The following is a 12,743-nucleotide window of genomic DNA, read 5'->3' as shown; positions in this document are numbered from 1 at the left end:
CGTTTTTTATTCAAATGTTTGATTTAGGCATCAAGTTGAGCCAAAACCTCATCTGTGAACTCAACGTTGGTATAAACGTTTTGCACATCATCGAGATCTTCAAACATATCAATCATTTTAAGAATTTGTTTTGCTTGGTCGACATCAGTAATTTCGGCTTTTGTTGATGGACTCATAACCACTTCTGCATTGTCAGATTTTAAACCAGCAGCAGTCAGAGCATCTTGAACTTCACCAAAAGTTTCTGGTGAGGTGATTACCAAAATTTCATCTTCAGAAATTTCAATATCTTCAGCGCCAGCTTCTAAAGCAACTTCCATGATTTTGTCTTCTAAAGAAACATCTTCAAAAGTAATTTCACCACGTTTAGTAAATAGATAAGCTACAGAACCCGCAGTTCCTAGGTTACCATTTGTTTTACTAAAACAGTGACGTACATCTGGTACTGTACGGTTTAAGTTATCTGTCATTGTCTCAACAAGAACAGCAACACCGCCAACACCATAACCTTCGTAAGTTACTTCTTTTAAATCATCATTATCTTCACCACCAGCACCACGTTGGATTGCACGGTTGATGGTGTCACGTGTCATATTAACTGAAAGAGCTTTTTCAACTACTGCACGCAGACGAGGGTTGCTAGCAGCATCTCCACCGCCAAGTCTGGCAGCAGTCACAATTTCACGAATATATTTAGTAAAAACTTTACCGCGACTTGCATCTTGTTTCGCTTTACGATGCTTAATATTGGCCCATTTAGAATGACCCGCCATGGACGTGAACTCCAAAAAAGAAAATGCAAAAGTGCTGGAATATTAGCATAGGCTTGGTTTTGTTGAAAACTGTTGCCCTGCGTTTTGTTAGCCAATTGAATAAGAATAATAAACTTAAGACCCAATGAGTAAGATTAGGCCGAATCAAGTCCAATTTGATTTAGTTAATTTTGACGTCTATGTCAAATTTCGCATATAGCTCTTTAATTGTTTCCAAATCTTTTTGTAAGTCTGTTGGGTAAATTTTGCCTAGAATCCCGCCTTGTTTACTTCGCGCGTTAGCATACATGAGTACAATAGGAACATTAGCTGCTTTGGCAATATGCCAAAAACCTGTACGGATAGGTTTACGTTCAGAGCCATCTTTGGCACGAGTAGCTTCAGGAGCAATCACCAAGTTAAAAGTTTCATGATTTTGAAATTGTTCAACCATTTGAGAAACAATATCTTTACTCGCTTTGCGGTCAACGGGAATGCCACCAAGTTTTTCTAGAATTGGCTTAAGGGGACCCTTAAAAAGTTCTTTCTTTATTAAAGTATGAATCTTAATGTCTAAAATTTGGAAGAGAGCAATAGATAGCACTGCATCTAGATTTGATGTATGTTCAAAGCCAATAATAACTTGTTTTTTCTCAAGAATTTCTGGATCTACATTGTAGGTCCAGCCAGCAGCTTTAAAGATAGAGTTACCTAGAAATTTTTTCATAGATCAGTGCAAGGTGATAAATTTTCAGGATTCTAATATGAGTTTGTAAAAAAGCATAGAAAAATTATGAAAGCTAAAGTAAGGCATCAATAATGAAGATTATCTAAGCTGTAGAAGATTTAAAAAGTTCTTTTTATTTTTCTTTTAAACTTAATAAACTTAGATAATTTTAAAATTAAGAGATCTGCTGAGGTATCTCTTCATTAATTAAATATTCAATATATTGCCAAATTTTTTCAGAGTTAATAAGCGCTTTATCTGTTGTTCCATCAATAATCATCCCATCAATAATAGAAATAATGATGTGAGTAAGTGGAGTAGGGTTTTCTATCCCTAATTGAGTGAGCTGTTCTTGTAATAAATGAGTCAACCACTTCGTATATTCGTAAAATGGTTCACGAATTGAAGTATATTGTTTAGATACTTCAATAAATGCTTTTTTAAATAAACATCCATTAAATGTTTCACTATTGATCCATTCAATATACCAATTAAAAATAATATGAATTTTCTCAAGTGGGTTAGTATCTTGATGTAAACTTAGTTGTTCATTAATTGAATTTTGAATATTTAAATTTCGATGTTGCAAGCATTCCATAATTAAATTTTCTTTCGAAGGAAAATATTTATAAAATGTCATCTTTGCAACGTTAGATTCAGCAATAATACGGTCAACACCAGTAGCATTGTATCCAATCTGATTAAATAAATTTAAAGCAGTATTTATAATATCTTCTTTTTTTGACATTACTATTCCATATAGTTAGAACTAATTATAACTTAATCTAAAAAATTAAAATTTTAATATGAATTATCATAATAAAAAAAGGGATTGGATACAAGTTTATATTGTGATAATGATTATCATTATCTGAGTTTTTTTTGAAAATTTCTATTTGATTTCGTACGATTTTAATTCTAATATTGATTGATAAAGGAACATATTTAAATATTAGTTTAAGTCATTGTTTTTATAATAAAATATGTAAAAATCGATCAGGCTTCAATAAATTTAATGAGAGTGGATATGCCTAAGAAATTTGAGAATTTTAATAATCCTAGAAAGAAAGCACTCGCAGGGATGAAGCAAAGCATTTCAGCCGAACTATGGGAAAAAAATTCAGACTTTTTGACCCGTTTAAGAGCAAAAATTGCTAACCATGCCGTGTCAAATCATCCAGCAATTGATATTTTAAATAACGGAAAAATTAATAAAGAAAATTTAAAAAAAATTCACTTAGAATATCGTCACGCAATTGTACAAACTTTTACTGATGCACTGCTCATGGCTCAATTTCAAACTAAACAATTAGAGCCAAGATTGCATGCTGGTGCAAAAATGTTTCCACGTTTTCTTTTAAGCCTAAATATTTTTGATGAGTTTGGATTTCGACCCGGTTTAGACAAAGATGGTTATTATCAGGGAAACCCAGAATATGCTCACTATCCTTTATTTGAAGATGTATTAAATGATTTCGGTATTACGGAAGAAGATCGTCTGACTTTTCAACCAAGTGACATTGCAGATCAAGTTAGAGTATTTTTAGAAAATGCTTATCATGACTATAAAGCTGTTTCAGCCTTATTAGCAGTCGCGGAAGAAGAGGTTATCCTTTACAGTCCACCTTTACGTAAAGCAACTAAAGCCGTCGGTTTGGAGGTGGAGGGTGGTGGTTATTATCATGTACATGGTATTTCTGAGGATGAAAGTGCCGAAGCCGCGGATGATGATCATGAAGAAGACTTATGGTATGTCTTGATGCAAGCTTGTACAGAAGAAGATTATAACTATATTGAAAAGATATGCTTAGAGTATTGTGATTTATGGAAAAAGTTCTGGGATATTCAATTAGAACATTCCGAGCCTATGCGGAAACAAATCTTAGCTTAATAGATGAAGTAGAAATATTCAGTGCACAAAGAAAATTTATTTTAAAAAAGCTGAAAAGTTTGGGGATAAAAATAAATTTTAAAATTTGATAATTAAATTTTAAGTATTCTTTATAACGGTGAACCAAATTCTATTTGAATACATATTAAAAAACCCCATAAACTTTTAGTTTATGAGGTTTGGTATTTGGTGGGCCCACACAGACTTGAACTGTGGACCAACGGATTATGAGTCCGCTGCTCTAACCAACTGAGCTATAGGCCCTATAAGCAAGAAAAGCTTTTAATCTCAAGGCTTTTCAGTGCGTGCAATACTAATCAATTTTTTAATTAAACACAAGTCATTTTCTAAAGTAGGCACATCGTAGCCCAAAAAATATTGTGTTGTTTTGGTTAAATATTACAAGCGATAGTGATTCTAGCGTATGAGTACTTCGTGAGTAAAGTGAACTAAGTTATTTATCGATCAATTAGAACTTATTCCAGCCAGCAACTTATAGTGGTAGAGGCTTAATTGTCTTTTCGATTCGAATTATTAATTCTTTTAAAATATATATTGTTTGAAATACAACCAAGTTGTGGGAGGTTATTTGAATAATACTGACAAGAATAAGTTAGATAGGTTTACCGAAAAATAGTAGAGCACAAGCAGATTTGTGCATGTATGTATCGTGTGCAATTTATAAATTTTCGATCGAAAATTATTTTAATAAAACTATGAGAATGTTTTGAATAAAATTAATTCCTGAAATTATATTTATAGGTTAAATCACTTCTTATCCTAGTCAAGTTTACATCTTTCTAATGGGAATTATTCTTTGGAATTTGATGAAAAACTGTAATAAATATATTGATGATGAGTAAATTTTCTTCTAAGTAATCTAAGTCAGGATACATAATTAATATTTAAAAAAAACTAAGAATAAAAAATGATAATATTTATAGGATTAATTTTTTTAGAATTCATAAAGGACTTGTCCTTTAATTTTTGGAAGTCTGGATATAATCGAAAAATTACTTATAAAATATTGAGAGTCAAAGTAATTCGAAATAAATAATCTAATATATAGGATGAATAAAGCTTTAAAGATGAAAAGCGAAAAGAGATGAATAAAGGTGAGCTTATTTTAAAATTAAGTACTTTATCTAATTTTATTAAAAAAATAGAACTTTTAAGTGGAAAAGTTCGAAATTTTTATCATTGAAATTTCTGTCTTTTTCTAATGTGTTTTCTATATAAAACTTAAAGTGTGATTGCTTTCACATGTAATACAAATGATTGTATTTTATTTGATTTTATTCTTGACTAAAATGCTAGGTTTTAATAAAGTATAAATGTATTTTTCCAAAATAAAAAACTATTGCTTAGTCCTGAAATACAGTAAGAAGCCTGCTTTTTAAGTAGGCTTCTTGCTTTGTATAATATTGACGGAAATAAGGGCTGAACAATAAGCTAAATTTTTAAAGCAAGTATATTTAATTTGAAGTAAAACTATAAAAAGAGATCAGATGTACTCGGAACTAAAGTATAAGAAATTATAAATTTTCTTGAATAATTTGGATGAGTTCTCGAGCCGCTTTAGATAATGGGCGGTCTTGAAGCCAAATTAAGTAAATGGATAGAGGTAAATGATTTTTGGTATTTTTAAAATCTAAAAGAACTAAATGACCTTGATCGATTTTTTCTTGTACTAATGATAAAGGGAAATTTCCCCAGCCGAGTCCTGCTTCAACCATATTAATTGCTGTTTGTAGACTATTCGTTTTCCAGTACATTGCACCAATAATTGAACGAGAATCTGTCATTTCATGGTCACTACTCGCTACTACAATTTGCCTAATATTGATTAACTCTTCAATAGAAAACTGCTTTGTTTTTTCTTTTAGAAGACTATGATTAGACGAAATAGTGGCAACTACTGTTTCAGTCATTACCAATTGCAGATTTTCACGCATTTTTATATTTAGGTCTGACCCCGCTAAACAAAGACTAATTTCTTCCGTATAAAGTAAATTTACGATGTCATCTTGAGGGGCAGTAATAACTTCTATATTAAGTAATGGGAATTTATCGGCTAATTTTTTTATTGAATAGAATAATAATTTGGTATTTACATCAGAGACAACACCAATACGTAATTTACTTTCAAGACCTAAAGAAAGTTCATGGGCATGAGTACTAAATAGCCTAAGCTGTTCAGAAATAATGCGAGCCTGTGGTTCTAAAGCTAATGCTGTAGAAGTTGGAATGACCTTTCGAGGAGTTCGTTCAAATAAGATATAACCCAATTCTGCTTCCAAATTAGCAATGGCCATGCTGACTGCTGAGGGGACCCGATTTAGTTTACGAGCGGCCGCAGAGAAAGATCCCGTATCTAGTACGGTGATGAAGAGTTCAATATTTTCACTGTTAAAATTCATTTTGATATCAGTCAAACTGAAAGCTATTAACTTTATATATGATTTTAACTGAAATTAAAATATAAAGAATTAAGCAGAGTTTATTGATTATGCAAGGTGTAAAGCGTCGAATCGTATATGTTTCTTCTTATGAAGTGATTGGAATGATTATTTCATCAGTAGGGTTAGCTATTTTGGCAGGTGATAGTGTGGAACATACTGGGCCTCTATCTGTCATGATTACGACCATCGCTGTAACTTGGAATTTTATTTACAATGTTATATATGAGAAGTGGGAAGCTAGGCAAAGTAGTAATATCCGTACAGTCAAACGTAGGGTTGTGCATGCAATTGGTTTTCAGCTTACCTTAGTTTTATTTTTGATTCCTCTTATTGCATGGTGGATGGATATTTCTCTGATTGCTGCTTTTTGGTTAGATGTAGCCTTTATTATCATTATTCCCATCTACACTTTTATCTTTAATTGGGGCTTTGATAAATTATTTGGGTTACCTATTTCCGCCCAAGGTAAAGCACTACAAGAATAGCCCTCAAATGATATTAGTAAGCTATCAAGGTATTCGACTTTGATAGCTTATTAAGTTGTGCTATTTGGTTTGATCAATGACGAATTGCTTTGAAAATTTTAGTTGAGCTTTTTTTGCGAAAATATAATAAATCAGTGCTGTAGAGATAAGTCCCACTAACCATGATAGATCTATGCCTCCCAACATTGCCGCGATTTGACCTGTATAAAATTTACTATCAATGAATGGTAGTTGAATTAAAATACCTAAAAAGTAGCAAGTAATACCGATTCGATTCCAGCGGCCATACTTGCTATTTGGATCATAGAGCGCATCTACATCACATTCTTCTTTAGAGATAAAGTAGTAATCAACCAGATTAATTGCGCTCCATGGAATAAAAAAAGTAAGTAAAAACAAAATAAATGCTTTAAAAGCACTTAAGAAAGTGTGCTCGCCAATAATTGCTATAAAAGTCGAGATCACAACCATAGCAAGGACAATGAGCAATCTTGTTATTTTTGAGATTTGATTTGTCGATTTGAAACTGTTCCAAACCGTAGCAACACACATGAAACTACCATAAGCATTTAAGGTCGTCAGAGTAACTTTGCCAAAAGCAATACTAAAATATAAGAAGGTAACAACTAAGGCGATGGGGTTCATTCCAACCACATATTGAACCTCATTTCCAACAAAATTTCCGTTTGCAACCTGAGCAATCAAAACTCCTAAGGTCATGGAAATTTGTGAACCTAATAAAGAACCTAAGCCAACGGCCCAGAAAACGCGAGATGAAGACGTTTTAGTTGGAAGATAACGAGAGTAGTCCGCAACATAAGGTCCAAAAGAGATTTGCCAAGAAGCAGAAAGTGAAACTGCTAACAAAAATGAAGACCAACTAAAATGACGTACTGCTAAGAGTTCTGAGAAATCAGAAAGAGCTAAAATTTGAGTCAGAATAATAACAAAAGCAATCAAGCCAATAATACTGGCTACTTTGCCTACCACATGAATTAAGCGATATCCAATCGTTGCAAATAAGATAATAAAGCAAGCATAAATTAAGATGCCAGTTGTATTGCTGACATGTGTTAGATGTGCAATAGCTTTACCCGCTAGTACCTCACCAGTTGCAGTAAACCCCAGATACATGAGACAGACGAGTATGATTGGAATACATGCGCCATAGACACCAAACTGAACACGACTTGAAATCATTTGGGGAAGGCCTAGTTTTGGACCTTGAGCAGCATGTAGAGCCATGACAGCAGCACCAAAACACTGTCCCACAAATAAACCAATAATCGACCAAAAAACATCACCACCTAATACGACTGCTAGTGCACCCGTCACAATGGCCGTGATTTGCAAATTGGCACCAAACCAGAGGGTGAATTGAGCAAACACTCCGCCATGTCTTTCATTCTCTGGAATAAAATCAATGCTTCGGTTTTCAATAAAACTACTATTTGGTTTCTCAGCCGATGAGTCCATTACACTCTCCTTGTCCTTTAAGAGTCCACTCTATTTTTATTAAGTCAGTATTTGTACAAACAAATACAAACATGTATATACAAGTAATTTTAAAAAGAATCAAATCCTTTTTGAGGCTGTAGAACCTAAAAGTGGCTTAAATATTTCATAGATAAATAAAAAAAATAATTAGACTGATTTTATTTTTTAATAGAGTTAAGTGATAGAAAAATAATATATAAAAAAGCCCTCTATTGAGGGCCTGACTTTATACATTCGTGTCTAAGATAGCTTGAAAAAAAGTTGGAAGTTCAGAAAATTGGACGAGTTGGGTTTTATCTTCTTGTTTATAATAATACTGATAGTTTGGAGCTTCTGAATGATTATCTAAATATTGAGTTGCATCGGTAAATTGTGCTTTTGCAACTGGTTTGTCTTTTTTAAATTTCACAATAATAGGGTTTACTGAATTTAATTTTACCGGAACACCATTCTCAAATTTAGCAGTTTCAATTAATAAAGAAATTTTAAAATTTCCGAATGTTACACAACAGTGGCCTCCATTTTCTGTTTTAATTTCTTGATCATGAAAAAGCTCTTTAAATAAATTCTTTAAAGATTCTCTATGCTTATCTAAAGCGATTTGAAAATCATGATCTTGTTGCCCAATTTTTTCTTGCTCTTCTTGCAACAATTGGGCTTGCTTTTCAATGGTGGTGAAATCCAGCTTCATTTTAATATCTCCTTGGGTTGTTTTAAAACTATATATGGCAATATTTTATTAAGTTTTAGAGAAACATATATTATTTGTTACAACGCAATAATTAAGATGAGCTTTTGTGATAAATAATTGGAAATGTAAAAATATATTTATTAAAAATAAAAATTATAAAATTAAAGAGTTTATTAAGTAAATATTTTTTCTATTTTTTTTATTTGAAAATGCTGCTACATGATAAACATATGATTTTTAATGTAGCAGCAAATTTCCTATTTTGTACAATGTTTCACTATAAGTGGGGTGCCTTTAATTTTAAAAAAACCTCCGCTACTCATTACACCAAACATCACTAAAGCTGTTCCTATCAATTGCCAGATATTGAGAGACTGCCCTGTAAGTAGGGCGATCAGCATACTAAATACTGGTACAAAGTTAAAAAAGACGGAAGCACGTCCGGCTCCTAACTTTTGTATGCCATTAAACCAGAATAGATAAGCAATCATTGTAGAGCAGATAATCACATAACCCATGGCCAGATGTGCATTTACAGGCGCAGAAGTGATGGCTGTAAGAGGATCTTCAAATATCATACTCAACACGCCAAGTGTTATTGCCCCGAACATCATAGAAAAAGTCGTTGTTTCTAAAGGCGTGGCATTTTTTACATAGCGGCGAGATAGAACGTTTGCTAAGCAAAATCCAAAAGCCCCTAATAATATAAATAGATCTCCAATGTCTATTTTCAGGTGAAGTAAAGTTGTTATATGCCCCTGACTAATGACGAGTAACACACCACTTAAGCCGAATAAAACGCCTAAAAATTTACTAGGGGTGAGTTTTTCACCGTTCAAAATAATTGTCATTAATAAGGTCATCAATGGTGTAGTTGCCATAATTAAAGCCCCATTCACGGCAGATGTAGTCTGTAAGCCATAAAAACAACCTATGTTGAATCCTGCAATGCCGACAACCCCAATAATAAGATAGATAAATAAATTTTGACTTAAGGCTGCCCATCTTAGTTTGCCTGTTATTGAAAAGATCAGAAGTAAGCTTAGGCTTGCAATTGAAAACCGTTCAGATGCGGCAGATAGCGGAGGCATATGTTGAATAATATAAGACATTGCATTAAATGCTGATCCCCAAAAAAACATTGTTAATACAACACCAGCATAGGCATAAGCCACCGTTCTGTTCATCGACAGGCTCCCACTAAGAAAGGTTTTATTCTGGGCAATTATATAAAGGTGTACAATTCCGTATTAATACACTTCTAATGTGAAAATTTGCACAATGATTGATTGGGAAAATTTACATTACTTTTCAGTTTTTACCGAAGAGAAATCACTGTCAGCTGCCGCAAGAAAGTTGGGGGTAGACCATGCAACTGTATCCAGAAGAATTGCTCAACTAGAACAAAACTTAAAACTCAAATTAGTGGATCGTAGACCACGGACCTACATTCTTACTCCGGATGGAGAGCGTCTTGCACAAGTAGTCGCTCGTATGATGGAAGAAACGTTTTCTATTGAACGTTTAACTCAGGCTGGCCAGCAAGAAGTGATGGGTAGTGTTTCTATTAGTATGCCTCCTTTAACGGCTGCGCATCTCATCATGCCTCATCTGGGAAGATTTTATCGTCATTATCCCCAATTAAAGTTGCGTGTACTTGGTGATGTTCATTATGTTTCTTTGCAGCATAGTGAGGCTGATATTGCTGTACGATTTGGACGTCCTAAAGATGAAAACTTAGTTGCTCGTAAAGTAGGTGAAATTCCTTTTGGAATATATGCTGCTCCAAATTATTTAGCTTCAACTGATTCTGAAAGTTATGAATGGATCAGCGTAGAAGTCGGGGGTGTACATGGTCAAAAACAGCAGAAGTTAAAAGAAAGATTAGGCAATAAAGAACCTATAATGGTTACAAATCATCCTGAGCTTCAGTGGAGAGCCGCATGTGGCGAAGCTGGATTAGCTGTGTTACCTGATTTTTTAGGCACACTGAGTAACTTGGTAAGATTGCAAGATGATCACCCCATGAGTGCTGAAATCTGGTTGGTAACCCACGAAGATCTAAGACATAGTCCTGCAATACGTGTAGTAATGGATTTTCTGGTGAGTTGTTTCGAGTCTTTTAGAACTTAAACCTGGTTAGTTAAATGCTAACTCTTAGACGTCTGTTTAAAGAAGCTGCCATTTTTCCCGCAGCTTCTTTTGAATTTAGTTAGATCAATACGCTAGGTCAGACTAACTTCTATACCTTCACGTAAATTAGATTGATCTTGACGAGAGTTTAAATCAATTTTGGCAAAAGACTTAGCAAGTAAACGTCTAGCCGCTGAATTAATAGGTTTTTCTACCCATTTAGGTAATTTTATCCCTAAAGGATTAGTTTCGGTTTTAGATACTTCGGTGGTTACTCTTGTTCCCATAATATAGTCAAACCAAGGTCTGGTAACGCACCAATTAGCATTCTGATTACTTGTCATATGGTGATCATAATGCCAAGGAATACGTTTTTTTGCATATTCTGGATATAAGTGAGACTTGGCATGCACGCGCCAATAATTCCATAAACCATAATAGAGTCCAGCTGTAAAAAAAGGAGCTACAGGTAAAAAAATGGTAGCAGCACCTGCTAATCCAATTAAGGCTGTTTTTTCATTATAAATTTCAGCATTTTTAAGCATAGATTCGGCATAGCCTTCATCATGGAAGCCATTTAAACGGGCACGTTTATGATGTGCGATATGGGTGAAAAATGGACTATTACGATACTGGCTTGGAAACTCATGCAGCCAAACTTTATGAAAGTACCATTCCAAGCCATTTGCTACAAAAACACCTACAGGAAATCCAAGCATATTGGTCACTTCTTCTAAATTACAATTTAAAGCCATTGTAAAAGAAGAGCGTTTTATCCCTTTGACCTAATAGGCAGTAGACCAATTGCCTTTAGAATCAATTTGATTGTTTTTGTTTACGTTGTCGATAAGCACTTGGAGTTTCATTGGTCCATCGTTTGAATGCACGTGTGAACGCAGAGGGCTCTGAAAAACCGGTTAAATAAACAATTTGATCAATAGTTTCTTGTGTATTAGCAAGCAAACGTCTGGCAAGTTTTTCTCGATGTTGATTTAGAATCTTTTCATAATTTGTATTAATAGCTTGTAAATCAGCGCGAAGAGTACGAGGGTTGCGGTTTAATTGTTCTGCAATCAATTTTTGATCAAATTGCCCAGATTCAAGTAATCCATTACTAAGTAAACGTTCAATTGCATGAATCAGTTGATGCTTTTCTAATGTTAATAACTGCTGTTCAGCAAGAGTTTCATGGATTTTTAATAATTCTGGCTCAGCAGCTGGTGATGTCTTATTTAATAGTACACTCGGAAAAACTATAGCACCTTTTGTTTGGCCTAAAATGACGGGGCATTCCCACATCTCTTGATAAGTTTCAGTCGAGGCGCCTTGTTGATAAGGTAGAGTAATGTGACTAGGCCTGAACTCATTATTAGTAATATATTTAAAAAAATTAAGAAAAATACCAATTCCACATTCTAAATAATGCCTTACCGGATGCTCAAAACCCCATAATATTGCTTGATCTTCATTAATGGTTAAGGAAAGGCTAAAGACATCTGTAAGTAGTGCTTGATATCTTATCGCGCGCTGCAATCCTTCACCAAATGTAGAGCTGCTCAAAAATAGATATTCAATGACCAAACCCCGGAAAGGGGGCATTTGTTTACCTACATGTAAGCCAATATCAGGATCTTGGCTGATTTCTTCAGCAGCTGTCCAAAAACGGTGTTGGGTAGAATTATCTCTACGAATATTTTTATCAGGTGGGTGATTAGGCAAATTTACACTTGCAAAAATAGATGCTGCATCTAAGCCCATCTTTTGCATAGTCTGGTAAGTCATCCATAAAAAAATTCCAGCGTCTGAAGAATTTTTAGACATAATTTGATGACAACTCTATAAACTATAGCGCATATTCAATCATGATTTTATTGCTGATTCTATATCTCAGAAACTTATATTAGTTTAATTATCAGGAAAGAAACCCGCATCTTCACGTGCTTGTTTTAAAGCTAAGATAAAAGAGGTTAATAAAAGCAAACCTATAAAAAAAAGAAAAAGATCGATGTTACTAATCGCAAAACCTATACTTGTAGCGCCTAGACTTAGTAATAAGATACATAATATTTTCCAAAAAATGAGCATGTTACGTTCTGATAAAAAGT

General features: G+C 33.8%; 13 protein-coding genes and 1 tRNA gene. 3 read left to right on the top strand and 11 right to left on the bottom strand.

Annotated elements, in window-relative coordinates:
- Window positions 1-23 precede the first annotated feature (23 nt).
- The 3 genes from AC07M3_RS02840 to AC07M3_RS02830 form a co-directional block, all read right to left on the bottom strand.
- On the bottom strand, window positions 24-773 hold the full coding sequence (locus AC07M3_RS02840) for a YebC/PmpR family DNA-binding transcriptional regulator (protein WP_003651352.1): 750 nt from the start codon (window positions 771-773) through the stop codon (window positions 24-26).
- Window positions 774-933: 160 nt separating this feature from the next.
- On the bottom strand, window positions 934-1,479 hold the full coding sequence (locus AC07M3_RS02835) for a 1-acyl-sn-glycerol-3-phosphate acyltransferase (RefSeq protein WP_005047522.1): 546 nt from the start codon (window positions 1,477-1,479) through the stop codon (window positions 934-936).
- A 175-nt stretch (window positions 1,480-1,654) separates the two neighbouring features.
- Window positions 1,655-2,227 carry a TetR/AcrR family transcriptional regulator gene (locus AC07M3_RS02830; RefSeq protein ID WP_494566452.1) on the bottom strand — a complete coding sequence of 191 codons (573 nt, stop codon included), beginning with the start codon at window positions 2,225-2,227 and terminating at the stop codon, window positions 1,655-1,657.
- Between the two features lie 279 nt (window positions 2,228-2,506).
- On the opposite strand from AC07M3_RS02830, the gene AC07M3_RS02825 reads away from it, so the two are divergent.
- Window positions 2,507-3,370, top strand: coding sequence for a hypothetical protein (locus tag AC07M3_RS02825; RefSeq protein WP_494566451.1), 864 nt, complete (start codon window positions 2,507-2,509; stop codon window positions 3,368-3,370).
- Window positions 3,371-3,557: 187 nt separating this feature from the next.
- Here AC07M3_RS02825 and AC07M3_RS02820 read toward each other — a convergent pair.
- A tRNA-Ile gene (locus AC07M3_RS02820) sits at window positions 3,558-3,634 on the bottom strand.
- Between the two features lie 1,271 nt (window positions 3,635-4,905).
- Window positions 4,906-5,790: a LysR family transcriptional regulator gene (locus AC07M3_RS02815; RefSeq protein WP_494566450.1), complete on the bottom strand. Its 885-nt coding sequence runs from the start codon at window positions 5,788-5,790 to the stop codon at window positions 4,906-4,908.
- A gap of 89 nt (window positions 5,791-5,879) precedes the next feature.
- Between AC07M3_RS02815 and AC07M3_RS02810 the strand changes: the two genes are divergently transcribed.
- Window positions 5,880-6,317 (top strand): PACE efflux transporter, encoded by a 438-nt coding sequence (locus AC07M3_RS02810; protein ID WP_494566449.1) that lies wholly within the window; start codon window positions 5,880-5,882, stop codon window positions 6,315-6,317.
- 60 nt (window positions 6,318-6,377) lie between these two features.
- On the opposite strand, the gene AC07M3_RS02805 is transcribed toward AC07M3_RS02810, so the two are convergent.
- From AC07M3_RS02805 to AC07M3_RS02795, 3 genes are all read right to left on the bottom strand, one after another.
- A complete protein-coding gene (locus tag AC07M3_RS02805; RefSeq protein ID WP_494566448.1) occupies window positions 6,378-7,793 on the bottom strand; it encodes a purine-cytosine permease family protein in 1,416 nt (471 codons plus the stop codon).
- A gap of 247 nt (window positions 7,794-8,040) precedes the next feature.
- Window positions 8,041-8,505, bottom strand: coding sequence for a hypothetical protein (locus AC07M3_RS02800; RefSeq protein WP_003651360.1), 465 nt, complete (start codon window positions 8,503-8,505; stop codon window positions 8,041-8,043).
- A gap of 257 nt (window positions 8,506-8,762) precedes the next feature.
- Window positions 8,763-9,692 carry a DMT family transporter gene (locus AC07M3_RS02795; RefSeq protein WP_494566447.1) on the bottom strand — a complete coding sequence of 310 codons (930 nt, stop codon included), beginning with the start codon at window positions 9,690-9,692 and terminating at the stop codon, window positions 8,763-8,765.
- A gap of 94 nt (window positions 9,693-9,786) precedes the next feature.
- Between AC07M3_RS02795 and AC07M3_RS02790 the strand changes: the two genes are divergently transcribed.
- Window positions 9,787-10,638 (top strand): LysR family transcriptional regulator, encoded by an 852-nt coding sequence (locus AC07M3_RS02790; protein WP_005041209.1) that lies wholly within the window; start codon window positions 9,787-9,789, stop codon window positions 10,636-10,638.
- Window positions 10,639-10,730: 92 nt separating this feature from the next.
- On the opposite strand, the gene AC07M3_RS02785 is transcribed toward AC07M3_RS02790, so the two are convergent.
- The 3 genes from AC07M3_RS02785 to AC07M3_RS02775 all read right to left on the bottom strand — a co-directional run bounded on the left by AC07M3_RS02785 (window position 10,731) and on the right by AC07M3_RS02775 (window position 12,723).
- Complete coding sequence (locus AC07M3_RS02785) at window positions 10,731-11,357, bottom strand: sterol desaturase family protein (RefSeq protein WP_494566446.1); 627 nt, start codon at window positions 11,355-11,357, stop codon at window positions 10,731-10,733.
- Between the two features lie 97 nt (window positions 11,358-11,454).
- A complete protein-coding gene (locus AC07M3_RS02780; RefSeq protein ID WP_494566445.1) occupies window positions 11,455-12,459 on the bottom strand; it encodes an AraC family transcriptional regulator in 1,005 nt (334 codons plus the stop codon).
- Window positions 12,460-12,543: 84 nt separating this feature from the next.
- Window positions 12,544-12,723, bottom strand: coding sequence for a hypothetical protein (locus AC07M3_RS02775; protein ID WP_017390526.1), 180 nt, complete (start codon window positions 12,721-12,723; stop codon window positions 12,544-12,546).
- Window positions 12,724-12,743 lie beyond the last annotated feature (20 nt).

Source organism: Acinetobacter sp. GW821-FHT09D10 (assembly GCF_059416285.1).
The sequence above is the reverse complement of the archived record's forward strand: the minus strand, read 5'-3'. Positions and strand labels throughout refer to the sequence as shown.

Excerpts from the sequence above, each read along its gene's own strand:
- AC07M3_RS02785 (WP_494566446.1), bottom strand. The coding sequence starts at position 11,357 with ATGCTTGGATTTCCTGTAGGTGTTTTTGTAGCAAATGGCTTGGAATGG.
- AC07M3_RS02840 (WP_003651352.1), bottom strand. The coding sequence starts at position 773 with ATGGCGGGTCATTCTAAATGGGCCAATATTAAGCATCGTAAAGCGAAA.
- AC07M3_RS02810 (WP_494566449.1), top strand. The coding sequence starts at position 5,880 with ATGCAAGGTGTAAAGCGTCGAATCGTATATGTTTCTTCTTATGAAGTG.
- AC07M3_RS02805 (WP_494566448.1), bottom strand. The coding sequence starts at position 7,793 with ATGGACTCATCGGCTGAGAAACCAAATAGTAGTTTTATTGAAAACCGA.
- AC07M3_RS02780 (WP_494566445.1), bottom strand. The coding sequence starts at position 12,459 with ATGTCTAAAAATTCTTCAGACGCTGGAATTTTTTTATGGATGACTTAC.
- AC07M3_RS02800 (WP_003651360.1), bottom strand. The coding sequence starts at position 8,505 with ATGAAGCTGGATTTCACCACCATTGAAAAGCAAGCCCAATTGTTGCAA.
- AC07M3_RS02795 (WP_494566447.1), bottom strand. The coding sequence starts at position 9,692 with ATGAACAGAACGGTGGCTTATGCCTATGCTGGTGTTGTATTAACAATG.
- AC07M3_RS02775 (WP_017390526.1), bottom strand. The coding sequence starts at position 12,723 with ATGCTCATTTTTTGGAAAATATTATGTATCTTATTACTAAGTCTAGGC.
- AC07M3_RS02825 (WP_494566451.1), top strand. The coding sequence starts at position 2,507 with ATGCCTAAGAAATTTGAGAATTTTAATAATCCTAGAAAGAAAGCACTC.
- AC07M3_RS02835 (WP_005047522.1), bottom strand. The coding sequence starts at position 1,479 with ATGAAAAAATTTCTAGGTAACTCTATCTTTAAAGCTGCTGGCTGGACC.
- AC07M3_RS02790 (WP_005041209.1), top strand. The coding sequence starts at position 9,787 with ATGATTGATTGGGAAAATTTACATTACTTTTCAGTTTTTACCGAAGAG.
- AC07M3_RS02830 (WP_494566452.1), bottom strand. The coding sequence starts at position 2,227 with ATGTCAAAAAAAGAAGATATTATAAATACTGCTTTAAATTTATTTAAT.
- AC07M3_RS02815 (WP_494566450.1), bottom strand. The coding sequence starts at position 5,790 with ATGAATTTTAACAGTGAAAATATTGAACTCTTCATCACCGTACTAGAT.